General features: G+C 73.2%; 14 protein-coding genes and 1 tRNA gene. 1 reads left to right on the top strand and 14 read right to left on the bottom strand.

Going from position 1 to position 18,403, the window contains the following annotated elements; genetic code table 11:
- Positions 1-303: 303 nt before the first annotated feature.
- The 9 genes from BS72_RS06045 to BS72_RS06005 form a co-directional block, all read right to left on the bottom strand.
- Positions 304-510, bottom strand: coding sequence for a hypothetical protein (locus BS72_RS06045; protein WP_037906994.1), 207 nt, complete (start codon positions 508-510; stop codon positions 304-306).
- Positions 511-712: 202 nt separating this feature from the next.
- Positions 713-2,515, bottom strand: coding sequence for a discoidin domain-containing protein (locus BS72_RS39110; RefSeq protein ID WP_037906990.1), 1,803 nt, complete (start codon positions 2,513-2,515; stop codon positions 713-715).
- A gap of 503 nt (positions 2,516-3,018) precedes the next feature.
- Positions 3,019-4,572 (bottom strand): cellulose binding domain-containing protein, encoded by a 1,554-nt coding sequence (locus tag BS72_RS06035; RefSeq protein WP_078901047.1) that lies wholly within the window; start codon positions 4,570-4,572, stop codon positions 3,019-3,021.
- Between the two features lie 620 nt (positions 4,573-5,192).
- A complete protein-coding gene (hemC, locus tag BS72_RS06030; RefSeq protein WP_037906988.1) occupies positions 5,193-6,164 on the bottom strand; it encodes a hydroxymethylbilane synthase in 972 nt (323 codons plus the stop codon).
- Between the two features lie 150 nt (positions 6,165-6,314).
- Positions 6,315-6,638: a divalent-cation tolerance protein CutA gene (gene cutA, locus BS72_RS06025; protein ID WP_037906986.1), complete on the bottom strand. Its 324-nt coding sequence runs from the start codon at positions 6,636-6,638 to the stop codon at positions 6,315-6,317.
- A gap of 197 nt (positions 6,639-6,835) precedes the next feature.
- Positions 6,836-7,483: an HAD family hydrolase gene (locus BS72_RS06020; protein ID WP_037906984.1), complete on the bottom strand. Its 648-nt coding sequence runs from the start codon at positions 7,481-7,483 to the stop codon at positions 6,836-6,838.
- Positions 7,484-7,669: 186 nt separating this feature from the next.
- A tRNA-His gene (locus BS72_RS06015) sits at positions 7,670-7,745 on the bottom strand.
- A gap of 348 nt (positions 7,746-8,093) precedes the next feature.
- Positions 8,094-8,723: an oligoribonuclease gene (orn, locus tag BS72_RS06010; RefSeq protein WP_037906981.1), complete on the bottom strand. Its 630-nt coding sequence runs from the start codon at positions 8,721-8,723 to the stop codon at positions 8,094-8,096.
- A gap of 5 nt (positions 8,724-8,728) precedes the next feature.
- Entirely contained in the window at positions 8,729-10,036 is a 1,308-nt protein-coding gene (locus tag BS72_RS06005; protein ID WP_078901046.1) for a GlxA family transcriptional regulator, read from the bottom strand.
- Between the two features lie 795 nt (positions 10,037-10,831).
- Between BS72_RS06005 and BS72_RS06000 the strand changes: the two genes are divergently transcribed.
- Positions 10,832-11,353, top strand: coding sequence for a universal stress protein (locus tag BS72_RS06000; RefSeq protein ID WP_037906976.1), 522 nt, complete (start codon positions 10,832-10,834; stop codon positions 11,351-11,353).
- Positions 11,354-11,635: 282 nt separating this feature from the next.
- Here BS72_RS06000 and glmS read toward each other — a convergent pair whose 3' ends face one another.
- The 5 genes from glmS to BS72_RS05975 all read right to left on the bottom strand — a co-directional run bounded on the left by glmS (position 11,636) and on the right by BS72_RS05975 (position 18,219).
- Complete coding sequence (glmS, locus tag BS72_RS05995) at positions 11,636-13,450, bottom strand: glutamine--fructose-6-phosphate transaminase (isomerizing) (RefSeq protein ID WP_037906972.1); 1,815 nt, start codon at positions 13,448-13,450, stop codon at positions 11,636-11,638.
- Positions 13,451-13,659: 209 nt separating this feature from the next.
- A complete protein-coding gene (locus BS72_RS05990) occupies positions 13,660-13,935 on the bottom strand; it encodes a hypothetical protein (protein ID WP_037906970.1) in 276 nt (91 codons plus the stop codon).
- Positions 13,936-14,193: 258 nt separating this feature from the next.
- Complete coding sequence (locus BS72_RS05985; protein WP_051950700.1) at positions 14,194-16,077, bottom strand: IucA/IucC family protein; 1,884 nt, start codon at positions 16,075-16,077, stop codon at positions 14,194-14,196.
- A 334-nt stretch (positions 16,078-16,411) separates the two neighbouring features.
- The gene (locus tag BS72_RS05980) at positions 16,412-16,963 is read right to left on the bottom strand and encodes a GNAT family N-acetyltransferase (RefSeq protein ID WP_037906968.1); all 552 of its coding nucleotides are present in this window, start codon (positions 16,961-16,963) and stop codon (positions 16,412-16,414) included.
- Positions 16,960-18,219: a lysine N(6)-hydroxylase/L-ornithine N(5)-oxygenase family protein gene (locus BS72_RS05975; protein ID WP_037907838.1), complete on the bottom strand. Its 1,260-nt coding sequence runs from the start codon at positions 18,217-18,219 to the stop codon at positions 16,960-16,962. The genes BS72_RS05980 and BS72_RS05975 overlap by 4 nt, the downstream gene beginning before the upstream one ends.
- Positions 18,220-18,403: the final 184 nt, after the last annotated feature.

Below are 18,403 nucleotides of genomic sequence, written 5' to 3'. Positions count from 1 at the left end.
TTCGGTGGCGTCATCGCCTTCGGGGTGGGCTTCGTCGGCTTCATGATCTTTCATGGCGGTTCCGGGACCGCGCGGGTGGGCCGCGCCGGTCCGGGAACCGGGTCACCGGACGTTCGCGTCGTAGCCCCCACACGGTTCACGGAGGCGAGGGAGGCGGCCATGGACGGCGGACACGGCGGCGGCGGAGACAGCTCCGGCCACGGGGGCCACGGGGCCACGGGGCCACGGGGGCCACGGGGGTCACGGAGGTCATGGGGGCCATGGAGGCCATGGGCACTACGGGCATCACGGGCACCATGGGCATCACGGGCACTCCGCGGCCGACGGGAGCGCGGAGGGCCTCGACAGGCCGCGCGGCTCGGACTCGCTGCTCAGCGGGCGGGCGGCAGCGCTGCTCGTGGTCGCGGCGGTGATCCTGTTCGTCGTGGTGAACGTGCTGGTCGCACGCTGAACCAGCCGGACTCCCGCGCGGCCGTCCGGGCCGGAGAGCGCGGAGCCGGGTCGCGACACGCCGGGCGGCGTGTCATCGCGACACGCCGCCGGGGGCGGTCCGGGGCGCACGTGGGTTCGTGCGCCCGGTCCGCCCCCGGCGGTTTCCTGTGGGGGGATGGGAGATGGCAGAGAGCGGCCCGCGGTGCCCTCGCGGGCCTGGGCCCTGTCCGACCGGTCCCGTCGGGCCAGTGGTCTCACCGGTCCCGTCGGGACGGCGGCGTCAGTAGCCGACAGCGACCTCCATGTACTGCGGGTCCTGCATGGAGGTGTACGCGGCCCGGCCGCCGACGTCGTCGTACGGGAAGCCGTAGGCGAGGCCGTTGATGGAGTGGTCGTGCCAGAACTTCGCGTACCAGTTGGCCGGGCTGCCCGAGTAGAACTGCGTCGGGTCCTGCTGCTGGGCGGCGGGCAGCGTGGCGGTGTGCCGGTTGAGCGCGGCGCACGTCGTCGGGTCGCCGGCCAGGGTGCCCGCGCAGCCGAAGATGTCCGAGGTGGCGGCGGTGACGCCGACCGACTGGGCGTAGGAGGTGAAGTAGTTCTGGTTCACCCCGCCGCTGCGGAAGCTCGGGTCGCTGCCGGGGGCGATGATCCGGTACGGCGCCTGGGTCTGGGCCAGCACCTTGAACTCCTGCGGCACGGCGTTCTGGAACTCCTGGAACACCTGGTCGCGGCTGGTGGTGAACAGGTCCTGGCTGTCGCCGAGCTGGACGTCCTGGCCGGAGTGGGAGTGCAGCCGGATCGCCAGCGGCAGCCCCCACGCGTCCACCCGGGTGGTGTTGCCGTTGAAGACGTCCGGGCCGATGGTGAACTCGATGAAGTCGTAGTACTGGCTGGCGGGTGAGCCGAGGTAGAAGTACATCCGGCCCGAGGAGTTCGCCGGCATGTCGAAGTACGGCTGCTCGGCGATGGAGTGCGTCTGGCCGTTGAAGCTCCAGTACACCTGGCTGTCGGGGTACTGACCGTTGGTCCGGTTGAGGACGGCCACCTCCAGCACGTTCTGGGCCGCCGGGATGGCGCTGGTGTCGCCCCAGAAGGTGGAGTCACCGCCGCCGCCGGGCGTGGTGGGCGGCGGGGTCGCTCCCGAGGCCAGGTGGACCTGGAACTCGTAGAGCGAGTCGCCGTACGCGGTGGCCCGGGCGGTCGCGTAGACCCGCACGTACCGGCCCGTGCCGCTGACGGCGAGGTTCTGGGTGCCGCCGGTCCCGGTGGTGGTGGAGTAGACGTTCGTCCAGGTGGTCCCGTCGTTCGAGACCTGGATCTGGAACGCCGTCGCGTACGCGGCCTCCCAGCTCAGGCCGATGCCGCAGACCGGCTCCGCCGCGCCGAGGTCCACCCGCAGCCACTGCGGGTCGCTGAAGGCGCTGGACCAGCGGGTGGTGGCGCTGCCGTCGACCGCCGCGGTGGCCGGGGTGCCGGCGTTCTCGGTGGACGAGGCGGTGGCGGGCCGGTTCAGCGCCGCGTTGTCGGTGCCGCAGGACGAGGGCGTGCCGGTGCCGCCGCCGTAGACCTGGAACTCCCACAGCGAGTAGCCGTACTGGGTGGCGCGCGTGGTGCCGTACATCCGCACGTAGCGGCCGGAACCGTTTACGTTCAGCGTCTGGGTGCCGCCGGTGCCGGTGGTGGTGGAGTAGACGCTGGTCCAGTTGGTGCCGTCGGTGGAGGTCTGGAGCTGGAAGGCCGTCGCGTAGGCGGCCTCCCACTGGAGGACGACCTGGGTGACGGCCTGGGTGCTGCCGAGGTCCACCTGGAGCCACTGCGGGTCGGCGGCGGCGCTGGACCAGCGGGTGCCGGTGTTGCCGTCGACGGCCGCCGAGGCGGGGAAGGTGGCGTTCTCGGTGGAGGACGCGGTGGCGGGCTTGCCCTGCGAGAGCAGGGTGGCCGCGGCGCGGGCGGGCGTCTGGGAGGTGGCGACGAGTGCGAGGCCCGCCGTGAGCGCGATCAGGAGACAGAAGACGAGGTAGGGCCGGGATCTGTCGTGCCGTCTGGTCCGCGGCCGCACCAGTAGCGCTGCGCTGCCTGGCATGGTGTGGGTTCTCCTCAACCGGGTGGGGGTCCGTGACGGAGGCCCGGGAGCGCGGGTGAGAGCGCTCTCTGGCGAGGTGATGGTGGCAAGGCCGACCCGACGGCGTCAATAAGTTGTTCCATACTGGCCGGTTGCCACCCCGGCTGCTTCGACTCCCGAACGCTCAACGCCCTGCTCAGCGGCGAAACGCGGCACGATCGGGACATATCGCCGTGCTGTCGGGTCGGCGTCGGAAAGCACTGGGAGAGCTGGGGGCACTGGGAGAGCTGGGAACGGGCGAACGAGGTGAACGGCGGGGGGAACCGGGGAACGGGGGACGCGGGAACGGGGGAGCCGGGGAACGGGGGACGCGGGAAAGGGGCGGCCCCGTGTGCGCCATCCACGCACGGGACCGCCCCCGCTCGGGTGGGTGCGGCGTCCTCCGGGAGCCCGTCACCCGGTCGGCCGGTTGCCCGGTCAGCCGGTCGCCACGTCGCCCGTCGGCCGGTCGCCTCGTCGCCCGGTCAGCCCAGTGAGGCCAGGTGGTTCTTCAGGCCCTGCCCGTAGGCCGTCGGGGTGCCGTCGTAGGCGGAGATCAGCGACGGTCCGGAGGAGCAGTCCCAGGTGTTCCAGGTCCAGCCGAGGTAGGACAGGTGGTGGGTGTCCAGCCAGTTCATGAACGTGTCGGTGAAGGAGTGGGCGCAGGTGTTCTCGCCGATCTCACCGGCCACCAGCGGGACCTTCGCCGCCACCGGCGCCAGCTGGCTGTCCCAGCACGACTGGCTGGAGCAGGAGTTGAAGTTGTACACGTGCACCGACGCGGCCAGGTTCCCGTCCGGGTCGGTGGGCTCGTGGGCCAGCCACCCGGTCAGGTCGTTGGAGTAGGCCAGGCCGCCGAGCATGAGCACGTTCCGCGCCCCGGTGCCGCGCACCGCGTCGACCAGATCCTGCATCCCCGCGACCTGGTAGGAGATGCCGGGGCAGGTGCCGCCGTCGCGCCAGCAGGTCCACGCCTGGTCGCTGGTCGAGGTGGCGCGGTCCGGGTACGGCTCGTTGAACAGGTCGAAGACGACCGCGTTGTCGCCCTTGAAGGCGTTCGCGACGCTCTGCCAGAACGGCACCGCGTACTGCGCGTCCGGCATCGGCTTCTGGCAGGTGGCGTTCACGTCGGAGCAGCCGGCCGAGTTGCCGCCGTACTGCCCGTGCGTCCAGTGCAGGTCGAGGATCGGGGTGAGGCCGTGGGCCTCCAGCCGGTGCACCCAGTCGGTGACGGCGGCGACGTACGCCGAACCGCCGTCTGCCGCCGGCACGTACGACAGGGCCTCCCAGCAGTCCTCGTTGAGCGGCACCCGCACCGCGTTGACGCCCTTCCAGCTGGTGATCGCGTTCACGGCGGTGTCGTCCACCGGGCCGTCGAAGATGCCGTTGCCCTGGGCGCACGCGAACTCCGTACCGGAGCGGTTCACCCCGTGCAGGACCACCTGCTTGCCGGTGGAGTCAACCAACTCGTTCCCGGAAACGTGCAGTTGGGGCGGGGCGGTGTCGCCGCCGGGGGGAGTGGTGGGCGGCGTTGTCGGCGGCGTTGTCGGCGGTGTGGTGGGCGGTGTGGTGGGTGGCGTCGTCGGCGGGGTGGTGGGCGGTGTGGTGGCGCCGGTCTGGTTGCAGGTGGTGCCGTTGAGCTGGAACGCGGTGGGGCCGGCGTTGCTCCCCGACCAGCTGCCGAGGAAGCCCGCGGACACGCTGGCGCCGGGGGTCAGGGCGCCGTTGTAGGAGGCGGAGGCCGCGGTGACGGTGGAGCCGGACTGCGTCCAGGTGGCGTTCCAGCCCTGGGTGACCTTCTGGTTGCCGGGGAAGTCGAAGGTCAGCTTCCAGGAGGAGACGGCCGCCGCGTTGTCGGTGATGACGACGGAGCCCTGGAATCCGGTGTCCCACTGGCTGGTCACCGAGTAGGCCACCGTACAGGCCGGGGTGGCGCCGGCGGCGGAGCCGGCGGTGAGCGCGGGCAGCAGGGCGGCCGCCGCGGCGGCCGTGGTGAGGGCCGCGGCGGACAGCGCCGCGGCGCGCGTGGGTCGTCGCATGAGCGACTCCTCGGGCGTGGGGGGATGTGGGGGGATGCGGTGTGGCGGTACGCGGGAGTACGTGGGGGCGCATGGGCGACGCTGAGATGGGGTGCGTGGGGTGCGTGGGGTGCCCACCCGTGTGTGCTTGGGGGCCACGGGTGAGCAGGGTGTGCCGGCTGTTGCGTGGACGCGCTCCCACTGGTTCGCGGCCGACCATAGCGCCAACTCCGGGCCGTCGGTAGGGGTGGTACGGGCCGTGACGGTCTCGCCCCGGGAGGGGTGGTCGGTGGAATGGTCCCTGACCGGCCGTGTTGGACGTGAAGGGGCTTTTGTCCCCGCGACTTGACAGTTCTCCCGCGTGGCTCGATTGTGGGAGCGCTCCCATTGGTTCGCGTCAACGAGAGCGCGAGAGCAGCAGCACCACCACCACCCAAGGCCCCCGGACCCGGGGCCGGCGGGGATGACCCGAGCAGGCCCGTCCGGCCCGCCCGGCCCGCCGCCCCGGCTCCGGCCAGGCACCGAGGCCCGCCCCGCGGAGAGTGCGGGGGGCGGGCCTCGGTGCGTGGGGGACGGGACACACCGAGGCCCGGCCGTCATGCGGGCGCGGGTGGCGGCAGGGGGTGGGCGGAGGGCTGGGGTCAGTGGGGGATGCCGGCGATGATCTCCCGGGCTCCCTGACGGAGCAGTTCGGCGGCGACGCGGGCGCCGAGGACGGCGGGGTCGTTGCCGCCCTCGCTCCTGAGGCGGGTGTGGACGAGCTTCGAGCCGTCGTCGGAGAAGACCATCCCGCGCAGCGAGAGCCGCCCGTCCGGTTCGGTGGTGCAGTGCCCGGCGATGGGGCTGTTGCAGTGGCCGCGCAGGTCGTGGAGCATGACGCGTTCGGCGGTGACCTCGTTCGTGGTCCGCTCGTGGTCGAGCCGGCCGAGCAGGCCCGCCATGGCCTCGTCGTCCTGACGGCACTCCAGGCCGAGGGCGCCCGCGCCGACGGCCGGCAGCATCTCGTCCACGGTGAAGACCTGGCGTCCGCGGTGGGACAGCTCCAGCCGGGCCAGGCCGGACGTGGCCAGGATCATGGCGTCCGGCGCGGCCTCGCCCCTTCTGCGCCCGTCGAGCTTGTCGATCCGGCTCCCGACCGCTCCGCGCATCCGGACGACGTCGAGGTCGGGGCGCATCCGGTGGAGCTGGGCCTTGCGGCGGACGGCGGAGGTCGCGACGGCGGCGCCGGGCGGCAGGTCGTCGAGGGTCCGCATCGGCGATCCCTCGGGGAACAGGAGGACGTCGCGCACGTCGTCGCGCGGCAGGTGGGCGGCGAAGACCAGGCCCTCCGGGAGGGGGGTGTCGCCGGGCACGTCCTTCAGGCAGTGGACGGCCATGTCCACCTCGCCGCGCTGGAGCAGGGCGTCGATCTGCTTGACGAACAGGCCCTTGCCGCCGAGTTGCGCGAGGTCGCCCTGCCACAGGTCGGCCTCGGTGGTGACGGACACCAACTCGACCTGGACGCCGGGCTGCTCCTTGCGAAGGAGGTCGGCCACCATGTTCGCCTGGGCCAGGGCCATCGGGGAGCTGCGGGTGCCGATCCGCAGCGTCCGGTCCGCCGGGAAGGTGTTCATCGGGTGGGACTCCTCTCGTCGCGGGTTTCACGGTAAAGGGTCGGTCCGGGGAGCCGGAGGCTGCCTCCTCCGAGGTGCCCGGCCGCGCGCGGGAGCGCGACCTCCGTCGCTTCGGTGGGGGCGGCCCGGGTCGGCGGGGTGCCGGGCGGTTCAGTCGCGGGTCGTCTCCGCGCTCACCCAGGACAGGTAGGCGTCGCTGCCGCCGGTGACGGGCGTGGCGATGATCTCCGGGGTGTCGTAGTCGTGGTGGGTCCTGATGTGGGCCTCCAGTTCCGGGTACCGCTCGGCTGTCGTCTTGTAGACGACGCGCCACTCCTGGTCCGTCCGGACCGCGCCCTCCCACCGGTAGACGCTGGTGATCGGGCCTTCGACCTGTGCGCAGGCGGCGACCCTCGCCTCGACGGCACCGGCCGCCAGCGCGCTCGCCTTGCCTGCGTCGTCGGTGGTGGTGAGGACGGTCACGTACTCGGCCATGGTGGCTCCTTCGTCAACGGCGGGCTCGGACCGTACCGCTGTCGCGGACGCCCCACGCCTCGGTCAGCCGGACCGGTTCCAGCTCCGCCGCGGCGAGGCCGGCGGGTCCGGTCGTCGGCACGGTCGGCGCGCCGAGGTCGGACGCGTTCAGGTCGGACGCGTTCAGGTCGGACGCGCTCAGGCGGCACGCGCTCCGGTCAGACGCGGGACGTCAGCCGGTCGGCGAGTTCGGTGAGGGAGCCGACCCGCAGGTCCGCCGCGAGGGCGGTGTCGGGGTCGTCGGCCCACAGGTGTCCCCAGGGGCCGCGGCGCAGGTGTGCGGTGGACAGGCCCGCGGCGGCGGCCGGGTAGAGGTCGTTGGCCGGGTGGTCGCCGACGTAGAGGATGTCCTGCGGCTCGCACTCGGCGATGCCGACGACCTGGGCGAAGAAGGCGGGGTCGGGTTTGGCGACGCCCCACTCGCCGGAGGTGGCCAGCACGTCGGCCGGGAGGTCCAGGGCGCGCAGCAGTTCCGCGGCCCGTGCGGTCTGGTTGCCCGCGACGACCACCCGGTAGCCGGCGGCCCGCAGCGCGGCCAGGGCCGGACGCACGTCCGGGTAGAGGTCGCCCTCGTCCAGCCGCTCGCCGCGGCCGGCGGCCTCCATGGCGGCCTGCTCCGCGGCGACGTCGAGCCCCGGCCGGATCAGGCGGAGCGCGTCCGCGTTGTCCTGGCCGCGGGCGACGACCGCGCCCATCAGCGCGGACACCGTGTGCGGCGGGACGTCGAGCCAGTCCGCCCACATGGCCCAGATACGGGTGTCGGAGACGAGGGTCTCGCCGATGTCGAAGGCCACGGTACGGATCACCGCGCCAGGGTACCGAGGGGCCCGGCGACGTGCCGTGGACGCGCGAGGGCGGCCCGCCGAAGGTCCGGGACCGTCCTGCCGTCCGGCCGCGTCCGGGCGCGAACGCGCGCGGCTCCCCAAGAAGGCCCAGGAGTACGGGAGACGACGAGGGCCCGGCCTGCTTTCGCAGACCGGGCCCTCGACCGGTGGGGTGAGTGACGGGACTCGAACCCGCGGCATCCTGGACCACAACCAGGTGCTCTACCAGCTGAGCTACACCCACCATCAGCGGCGCTTTTCCTACCGGACTGCGCCGCCGGGAAAAAGTGTACAGGGTTGCGAGGGGTGGTCGCGCCACCCTTTTCCGCCGGGCCTGCGCGGCCCCCGGGGAGCCCGTCCGGGCCGGTCGCGCCGGGTCTCAGCCGGGTCGGCCGGGGCTCCTTCCGGCCCTGGAGCGGGCCCGGCGCTGGTCCTCGGAGCGGGCCTCCGCCGCCCGGCCCGCCCCCAGGGACCTGGGTGCCCGGAGCCGCCGCCCCGGGCCGTCCCGGTATGCGGAAGGCCGCCCGGCGGCCCCTGGGGGCGGGCCGGGCGGCCTCGGGAGGTCGAACGGGCAGGCGGCGGCGTACCGGCGTCAGTGGGCCGGAGGGGCCTCGCCGGACGGCGCGGCCGGGAGCGCGTGGCGCGCCGCGATGGCCCGGGAGGTGTCGGTGTCCGGGCCGGGGGCCGGGACGAAGACCGCCTCGCGGTAGTAGCGCAGCTCCGCGATGGACTCGCGGATGTCGGCCAGCGCCCGGTGGTTCCCCTTCTTCTCCGGGCTGTTGTAGTACGCCCTCGGGTACCAGCGCCGCGCCAGCTCCTTGACCGAGGAGACGTCGACGATCCGGTAGTGCAGGTGCTGCTCCAGCGTCGGCATGTCCCGGGCCAGGAAGCCGCGGTCGGTGGAGACCGAGTTGCCGCACAGCGGGGCCTTGCGCGGCTCGGCGACGTGCTCGCGGATGTAGTCGAGCACCAGCTTCTCCGCCTCGGCCATGCCGACCCCGCCGGACAGCTCCTCCAGGAGCCCGGACGCCGTGTGCATCTGCCGGACGATGTCCGGCATGGACTCCAGCGCCTCGGCGGGGGGACGGATGACGATGTCCACCCCCTCGCCGAGGACGTTCAGCTCGGAGTCGGTGACGAGCGCGGCCACCTCGATCAGCGCGTCATGCGCCAGCGACAGCCCCGTCATCTCGCAGTCGATCCACACCATCCGGTCGTTCATATGTCTCACCCTACGGGGCGATCCCGAGGACCCGGCAGTGCGGCGCCCAGACCCCGCGGCGGGCGCAGCCGGCCGCGGTGCGGCGGGTCGGCCGACTCACCCCGCCCCGGCTGCTCCGGAACCCGGGCGCCGCCGGAGTACGCGTCCGGGTCGCCCTTGGCCGGCGCGGCCGGCACCAGGGGCACGCCCGGGTGCGGACCGCGCCGTACCGGCGCCGCCTCGGGGGGCGGCACCGCCCGGTCCGCGTCGTCCTGGGGACGCCGGGCCCGGTAGGCGGCCCGGTACGACGCCGGGGAGGAGCCGAGCTGCCGCCGGAAGTGGCCGCGCAGCGCGACGGGCGAGCGGAACCCGCACCGTCCGGCCACCTCGTCCACCGAGTAGTCCGACGTCTCCAGCAGCCGCTGTGCCTGGAGCACCCGCTGGGTGATCAGCCACTGGAGGGGGGCGCTGCCGGTCAGCGACCGGAACCGCCGGTCGAAGGTGCGCCGGCTCATGTAGGCGCGGGCCGCCAGCGCCTCCACGTCGAACTGCTCGTGCAGGTGCTCCAGCGCCCAGGCGACGACCTCGGCCAGCGGGTCGGCGCCGATCTCCTCCGGTAAAGACCGGTCCAGGTGCCGCTGGCCGCCTTGCCAGTCGGCCCGGCGCGGCGGGACCACCAGGCGCCGGGCCAGCGCGGCCGCCGCCTCCGCGCCGTGGTCGGTGCGCACCACGTGGAGGCACAGGTCGATCCCCGCGGCGGTGCCGGCCGAGGTGAGCACGTCGCCGTCGTCGACGAACAGCTCCCGCGGGTCGACGTGCACCGACGGGTACCGCTTGGCGAGCGTGGGCGCGTACATCCAGTGCGTGGTCGCCGGGCGGCCGTCCAGCAGCCCGGCGGCGGCCAGCACGAACGCGCCCGTGCACAGCCCGATGATCCTGGCGCCCTCCTCGTGTGCGCGCCGGATCGAGTCCAGCGCCTCCGCCGGCGGCGCCTGGGATATCGAGCGCCAGGCCGGCACCACCACCGTCCCGGCCCGGGCGAGCGCCTCAAGCCCGTACGGTGTGCTCAGCTCCAGGCCGCCGGTCGTGCGCAGCGGGCCGTCCTCCCCGGCGCAGACCAGCAGGCGGTAGCGGGGCACGCCCGCGTCCTGCCGGTCGATGCCGAAGATCGACAGGGGTATGGAGCTTTCGAAGATCGGTCCGCCGCTGAACAGCAACACCGCGACGACCTCGGGTCGGCGGCGTGTGGAGAGCTTGCGGATGGCGCGAGGCGGTGCCGACAGTGTTTGCGACGGCGTTTCCGTCGCCGTACCGGAACCGGACTCCTGGCTCATGGAGCTCAAGCCCCCCTCGTATCGACGCGTCGTCCCCTCGGTCCTGCACGTAAGTCCCCCGCTGTATGCAGCGCAGCCACCATGATCAAATCTACTGTGTCGGATGGGGCGTTAGTGACAAGTTCCCCATCTGACGCTAAGTCGACAAGACAACGTGGCGTGAAGCATTCGATCACGAAGCGTTTCACTCCGGGAGCCCGCTGGGAAGTACGCCTCGGCGCACCGGGGCCGCACGCGTCTCCGTCCGCGTCATGCCGCATCGTAAGACCGCAGGTGGTGCGGGTGTTAGTGCGGGTTGCCCCCAACGATCGTGTAACGGTGGGAAGTTGGCCGAAAATCATCGTTCGGTGGCGGAGTGCGGGTAAGAGTCGTGCGGACGCCCGTCCGGACCCGCCGCCACTCCAACGGCCCTCCGCCGCCCCCGACCTGGACCGACGTCCGGTTCGAACGGCCGCGGCCGCCGGCGCGTTCGGGGGCGCGTGGGGCGGGCGGGGCTGACGCGCCCCCGCCGTGCGCCGTTGCGCCCGGCCGTGCTGCCGGTTGGCCCGATGGCGTTGCGCTCAGGGGCCGGCTCCGGCATTCTCCTGGAAACCCCGGGTACGGCAGTCCTGAGTGGACTGTCCCTGTGAAGAGGCCGTCATGCCTGTGCAGGCGGTCGCGGGGGCCGTACCCTGGAAGGAGTGGGACGGGAAGTGGCGAACTGGCCGAAACCGGCTGCTGCGGCGGCCCGTCTCCCGCGATACGTCTTGTCCGCTGCTCGGCGCGCGAGCGCCGCCCTCGCCGAGAATCCCCACCATGGCCGGTCATGAGATCCCCGAGCCCGCCGAGGGCAGGCCGCTCGCCGAGTCGGCGGCCGTCCCCGAGCAGTCAACCGCGAGGCATCACGAGTGCGACCCGGCCTTCCGGCACGGCGTCGTGGTCGGCTTCGACGGCTCCCTCTCCAGCGAACGCGCCCTGGCGTACGCCGTCGGCATGGCCCGGCGGACGCGGTCGGCGCTGATCATCGTGCACGTGGCCAACCGGCTGCCGGCCACGGTGTGGGCCGGCTGCGAGCCACCCGTCTTCGTCGACGTCCCCGACCACCGCACCGAGGTGCTCGGCCTGGAGCTGGCCTGCGCCGAGCACCTTGCCGAGATCTCCTGGGTGCTGGTGGAGCGCGGCGGCGACATCTGCCACGAACTGGAGGAGGTCGGCCGCGAGTACGAGGCCGACGCCATCGTGGTCGGCGGTACGCACGGCATGGTCGGCCGGATCTTCGGCTCCGTCGCCGGGCGGCTGGCCAAGCGGGCGCAGCGCCCCGTCGTCGTCATCCCGTAGCGGTCGCCCACGGCCCTCCCGGCTCGTCATCCCGTAACGGTCACCCACGGCCCCTCCCGGCCTCCCGCCGGGACCCGATCCCGCCGTGGGCCTGTCGCCGGGCCCGCCGCCGGGGTTCGATCCCGCCAGGGGCTCCGGCAGGACGTCAACCGGCCTGGGCTCCTGGCATACCCCCGTACGGGTGCGGTGCGGGGGGCCTGCCGGACCACGTGCGGCAGTGCGGCGGCCCCGAAGGGCAGGGCCGCCGCAGGAGGCGTCACTCGACGGTGACGGCGGGAGGCGTCACTCCACGGTGACGGACTTGGCCAGGTTGCGCGGCTTGTCGATGTCCCGGCCCAGGGCCAGGGCGGTGTGGTAGGCGAAGAGCTGGAGCGGGATGCCCATGAGGATCGGGTCCAGCTCGTCCTCGTTCTTCGGTACCACGATCGTGTGATCCGCCTTTTCCTGCTCCTGGTGGGCCACCGCAAGAATCCGGCCGCTGCGCGCCTTGATCTCCTCCATGGCGGCCCGGTTCTTCTCCAGCAGGTCGTCGTCGGGCACGATCGCCACCGTCGGCATGGCGGGCTCCACCAGGGCCAGCGGGCCGTGCTTGAGCTCCGAGGCCGGGTACGCCTCGGCGTGCACGTAGCTGACCTCCTTCAGCTTCAGCGCCGCCTCGCGGGCCACCGGGTAGCCGCGCACCCGGCCGACGAAGAGCATCGACCTGGCGTCGGCGAAGTGGGTGGCCAGCCGCTTGATGTCCGGCTCGGTCTTGAGCACCTGCTCGATCTGCTCCGGCAGCTTGCGCAGCCCCGCGATGATGCGCCGCCCGTCGGCCACCGACAGGTCCCGCACCCGGCCCAGGTGCAGGGCCAGCAGCGCGAAGGCCACCACCGTGTTGGTGAAGCACTTCGTGGACACCACGCAGACTTCCGGCCCGGCGTGCACATACATCCCGCCGTCCGACTCGCGGGCGATCGCCGACCCCACGACGTTGACCACGCCCAGCACCCGGGCGCCCTTGCGCTTGAGCTCCTGCACGGCGGCCAGCACGTCGTACGTCTCGCCGGACTGGGACACGGCCAGGTAGAGCGTGTCGGGGTCCACCACGGCGTTGCGGTAGCGGAACTCCGAGGCCGGCTCGGCGTCCGACGGGATACGGGCCAGCTCCTCGATCAGCTGGGCGCCGATCTGGCCGGCGTGGTAGCTCGTGCCGCAGCCGAGGATCTTGATCCGCCGCACACCGCGCGCCTCGCGGGCGTCCAGGTTCAGCCCGTCCAGCCGCACCGTCGCGAACCGGTCGTCGATCCGGCCGCGCAGCACCCGGTCCACGGCCTCGGCCTGCTCGCAGATCTCCTTGTGCATGTACGTGTCGTGGCCGCCCATGTCGTACGACTCGGCCTCCCACTCCACGGTGGTCGGCGTCGCGCTGGTACGGGAGCCCTCGGTGGTGTACGTGCGGAAGTCGTCGGCCTTGAGGGTGGCCATCTCGCCGTCCTCAAGGGTGACGACCTGCCGGGTGTGGGCGACGAGCGCGGCCACGTCGGAGGCGACGAACATCTCCTTCTCGCCGATGCCCAGCACCACGGGGGAGCCGTTGCGGGCCACCACGATCCGGTCGGGGAAGTCCCGGTGCAGTACGGCCAGCCCGTAGGTGCCCTCCACGGAGCGCAGCGCGTCGCGCACCTTCTGCTCCAGCGTCTCGGCCGCGGAACGGGCGATCAGGTGGGCCAGCACCTCCGTGTCGGTCTCCGACACCAGCTCGGCGCCCTCGGCGACCAGCCGGGCGCGCAGCTCGGAGGCGTTGTCGATGATCCCGTTGTGGACCACCGCGACCTTCTCGTCGTTGTCCAGGTGCGGGTGGGCGTTGAGGTCACTGGGCTTGCCGTGGGTGGCCCACCGGGTGTGCGCGATGCCGGTGGTGCCGGCGAAGCGCTTGGGGACGCGGGCCTGCAGCTCACGCACCCGGCCCTTGGCCTTCACCACCCGCAGGTCACCCGTCTTGCCGGTGATGACGACACCGGCCGAGTCGTACCCCCGGTACTCCAGCCGCTGGAGGCCCTCCAGCAGCAGTGGAGCGACGTCGCGCCTGCCGATGTAGCCCACGATTCCGCACATATGCCGTCCCTCTCGGTCGTCCCTGGCCGTCCCGTGCCGGCCCTGCGTTGTACGAGGCCCGGTCGGCCCCGGTCGGCCCCGGGGCACCCGCTCGGCCCGTGGGGTGCGCCGGGCGCTTCCCGGGCGGCCCCTGGCGTGGCGCCGCGGGTGCCGGCCCGTGGTGTCCAGGCCCCCCTGGCGTCCCTGCCGTCCCTGCTGTCCTGTGAGGCTCAGCCGTAGACGATGCGGCGCAGCTGCCGCTGGGAGAGCGGCGCCGGGGCGACCGCCCGGTGGGGCAGCTCCTCGCCGATCCGCTCGAAGATCTCGGCGTTCACCAGGCCCTTCGCCTGGAGCTCGCGATGCCGCCGCCGGACGTACTCCTCGGTCGTCTCGTCGAAGTACGCCAGGACGTCCATGACCACTCGGGCCGCCTCGCCCCGCTGGAGCGGTGTGGTGCGGACCAGGTGGTCGAGGAGGTCTTCGTATGTCGATCGGCGTTCGAGCACCCGTTGATATTCATCAGATCATCTCCACTTTGCAAGAATCCTGCCCGGTATCGGGCAGAACTGCCGGGTGATCTACGGCCGAACGGGTGATTCGGGGACGGCGACGGCCCCCCGGACGTGTTCCGGGGGGCCGTCGTGGGAGGCGGGGCGGGCAGGGGCAGGGGCAGGGGCAGGGTCAGGTCAGGGTCAGGTCAGGCCGCGGGGCTCCAGGGCGGCGGGGGCAGGGCCGCTCGTCTCGTCCGGGTCCCGCGGGCCGGATCACCGGCGGGCCCCGGGGCGGAAGGGGTGGAGCGGGTTGTCCAGCTCGCCCGCGAACTGGAGCGCGGCGCTGGGGTCGGCCAGGTCGACCATGGCGGTGTTGTCGCGCAGCTGGAGCCGGTTCAGGCAGGAGAGCGGGAACCGCGCCGCGAAGAGGTCGTACCGGGCGAACCGCGCGGCCAGTTCCGGGTGTGCCCCCTGGTAGTCCGCCAGGCAGGCGGCGGCCGTCCGCCAGAAGGCCGTCTCGTCCAGTACGCCCCCGGTGTGCAGGACCGCCGACAGGAAGCGCAGGAAGCAGTCGACGACGTCGGTCAGGACCGGCAGCGCCCACTGGTCCTCCGGCACGACCGAGCGCACCCGCTCCACCCGCGGCGGCATCGGCGCGTCGGGCGAGAGCACCGCGATCTCCTCGGCGATGTCCTTGAAGACCGTCCGCTCCACCCGGCCGTCCCCGTCCAGCACCAGGATGACGTTCTCGCCGTGCGGCATGAACGCCAGGTCGTGCGCGTACAGGCAGTGCACCACCGGCACCAGGTAGGCGTCCAGGTAGCCGCGCAGCCACCGCTCCGGCGGCTCCCCGGCGCGCTCGATCAGCGCCGCCGCGTACGAACGGCCCTCGGCGTCGACGTGCAGCAGCGCGGCCATCGTCACCGCCGTGCGCCCGGGCGCCAGCCCCGGCACCGGGCTTTCCCGCCACAGCGCGGCGAGCATCTTGCGGTACGGCGACCCCGGCGCGGTGGCCGCCTCGTACGGCAGCGGGTGGTAGCCGACGGCGGCCCGCTCGCGGATGATCGAGAAGCCGGCCCCGGTCAGCACCGGGTCACCGGCGACCAGCCCGGCGAGCCAGTCGTTGATCGCCGGGGTGTCCTTCATGTACGCGGCGGACAGGCCCCGCATGAAGCCCATGTTCAGCACCGACAGCGCCGTCTTCACGTAGTGCCGGTCCGGCCGGCTCGCGTTGAAGAAGGTGCGGATCGACTGCTGCGGCAGGTAGGCGTCGTCGCTCCGCCCGACCGGCACCAGGCGGTCCCGCGCCACCTCCCCGGCGAAGGTGACCGCCAGTTTGTGCTCCCACTGCCAGGGGTGCACCGGTATCAGCAGGTAGTCGTCCGGTTCCAGGCCGCGGGCGCGCAGCACGCCGTCGAAGCGGTCGCGGACCGCCCGGCCGAGCTCGGCGTCCATCAGCTCCTCGTAGCCGGTGCCCTCGCCCGCGCTGAACGTGGCGAGGTCGCGGCGGGCGGCCACCCAGACCAGGTGGACCGGGGCGGCGGCCTCGGGCGCGTAGGCGAGCAGGTCGCCGGCGCCGAAGCCGAGACGGCCGCTGTTGGCGACGAAGCAGGGGTGGCCCTCGGTCATCGCGGCTTCCACGGCCTGCTGGCCGGCCCGGGCCAGCGCGGGGGAGGAGAGGGCCTCGGGCGCGGCCTCCTGCGCGGCGTACCGGAACGCGAGGGCGGAGAGGGTGGCGGTCGTCTCCTCCAGGTAGACGGGAAGCACGGTGTCGGACAGGCCGAGGGTGCCGCGGAACTCGGTGAGGAAGGCGAGGACGTCGAGGGGGAGGGGGGTCTCGCCGCTTCCGCCTGTGCGGTCGGCCTGGGTGCTGTCCGCGCGGGTGCCGTCGGCTCGGGTGCCTTCGGTCAGGGTGCGGTCGGCCTGCGTGCCGTCGGCTCGGGTCCCCGGGGTGGTCCGGTCGGGGGCGAGGCGGTGGCGGGTGAGGGAGGCCAGGTCGACGTGCCAGTGGTCCAGGGCGAGGCGCTGGGCGGTGAAGCGGTAGCGCACCTGGCCGTCGTCGCTGTCCACCGCCCAGCCGGGGCCGTCGGGCGCCGGGTCGGGGACGGGGGTGAGCAGCCGCTCGTGGGCGAACTCGGCGAGGGCCTTGCGCAGCAGGTGCCGGGTGGCCCGTTCCCAACGGCGCGGGGTGAGATGGCCGGCCGGGCCGGGGGTGCTCGCGGCGGGTGGCTCGGGGGGTGCGGGCGGCTCGGGGCGGGTAGGCGGCGCGGGAGGCGCGGCAGCGCGGGAGGCGCGGGCAGCGCGGGCGGCGCGGAGGTCGGCACCGGTGTCGGCGCCGGGTCCTGGCGGGGCTTGGCCGGCTGGACGTACCGGCGGGACCGCGAGGGCGCCACGGAACGGGCGGCGGCATCCTCCGTGCCGGTACTGCCGCCGGGGCCGACAGCGGGGTCGGGACCGGAGCCGGTGGCGGGGGTGTGCGGGTGCGCGGGGGTCATCGGGCGGCCTCGAACTGTTCGCGGGTGCAGGTACTGAGCAGCGCTTCCTTGTGCGGTGTGCGGACGGTGCCGACCGTGCGGAAGCCGACGGCCGCGTTCAGTGCCTGCACGGCCGTGTTCCGCACGTCCGGCTCGACGACCACCCTGCGGACCGACGGGTCGGCGAAGAGCTCGGCCATCACCGCGGTGATCACCGCCCGGGTGAAGCCGTGGACGGGCCCGGTGGCCGGGTCGGCGGGCGCCGTCAGGAAGTGCATGCCGACATCGCCCGGCTCGGCGTCGAACAACCCGACGAGTTCGACCCGCGCCGGGTCGTACCGCTCCATCAGGCACACCGGTCGGCCGTCGAGGAGCCCCACGAAGGCGTCCTGGTACGGGGCCGCGGCGATGTCGGCGTAGACGCGTTCGACCTCGGCCGGGGTCGCGTCGTCCATCAGCCAGAACGACGCCTTGGGGTGGGTGACCCACGGGTACAGCAACCCGGCGTCGGCGGACGGCTCGACGGGGCGGAAGGTGAAGCGGGCGGGGTCGGGCGGGAGGGCGGTCATGCGCTGAACTCCTGGAAGGCGATGGAGGTCTCCACCGGGTACGGCTCCGCGCCGCCCGACAGCCGGCGGATGATGCGGGAGTTGCGGTAGGCGGCCATGCCCAGGTCGGGCGCGGTGAACCCGTGGGTGTGCAACTCGGCGTTCTGGACGTAGATCCCCTCACCGGTCACGTCGATCGCGTAGTCGCGGGTGACGTCGTAGCGGCCCCGGCCGTCCCAGCGGATACGGTGCCGTACGGGCTCCAGGAACGCGGGCACCTCGTACCGGTAGCCGGTGGCCAGCACCAGGCCCTCGGTGTCGAGGCTGTGGGAGCGGTCCTGCTCGACCTGCCGCAGCCCGAGGGTGTACGTGCCCGTGGCGGCGTCGTAGCGGGCGGTGTCCAGCGAGGTGTTGGTGAGCAGCCGGGTGGGGACCTCGCCGCGGCGGCTCTTGGTGTAGAGCAGGTCGAAGACGGCGTTGATCAGCTCGGAGTTGATGCCCTTGTACAGGTTCTTCTGGGCGGCGCCGAGGGTGTCGCGCACCCCGGGTGGAAGGGCGTGGAAGTGGTCCACGTACTCCGGGGAGGTCATCTCCAGGGTGAGCTTGGTGTACTCCAGCGGGAAGAAGCGCGGGGAGCGCGTCGCCCAGGTCAGCCGGTAGCCGTACCGGTCGATGTCCTGGAGCAGGTCGTGGTAGATCTCCGCGGCGCTCTGGCCGCTGCCGACCACGGTGATGCTGCGCTTGCGCTGGAGCCGCTCCTTCGCCGGCAGGTAGCCGGAGCTGTGCACGAGGTCGCCGCCCAGTCCCTCGCACGCGGGTGGCAGGTGCGGCGGGGTGCCGGTGCCCAGCACCAGGCGCGGCGCGTGGAACGTCTCGCCCTCGGCGGTGCGGACGGTGTACTCCCGCGTGCGCTCGTCGTGGACGACTTCGGTGACGGTCCGGCCGAAGCGCACCGAGGAGAGGCGGGCCGCCGCCCAGCGGCAGTAGTCGTTGAACTCCTCGCGCAGCGGGAAGAAGCTCTCGCGGATGTAGAAGGGGTACAACCGCCCCTTCTGCTTGAGGTAGTTGAGGAAGCTGAACGGCGAGGTCGGATCGGCGAGCGTCACCAGGTCGGAGAGGAACGGCGTCTGGAGGGTGCTGCCCTCCAGGAACATGCCCGAGTGCCAGTCGAAGTCCGGCTTGCGTTCCAGGAAGACGCCGCGGAGGCCGGGCAGCGGCTCGGTCAGGCAGGCGAGGCCGAGGTTGAACGGGCCGAGGCCGATCGCCACGAAGTCCAGGGCGGCGGGGTCCCCCCGGTCGGCCCGGCTGGTCCGGTCGGTCTGGTCGGCGCGGTGGGCGGGGCTGGTCCGGTCGGTCCGGTCGGCGCGGTGGGCGGGGCCGGTCCGGTCGGTCCGGTCGGTCCGGTCGATCGGGGTGCTCTGGGCGCCCTGGGTGCTCCGGGTGTTTCGGCCCGGTGGGGTC

The organism is Actinacidiphila yeochonensis CN732, assembly GCF_000745345.1.
Lineage (GTDB): Bacteria > Actinomycetota > Actinomycetes > Streptomycetales > Streptomycetaceae > Actinacidiphila > Actinacidiphila yeochonensis.
The sequence above is the reverse complement of the archived record's forward strand: the minus strand, read 5'-3'. Positions and strand labels throughout refer to the sequence as shown.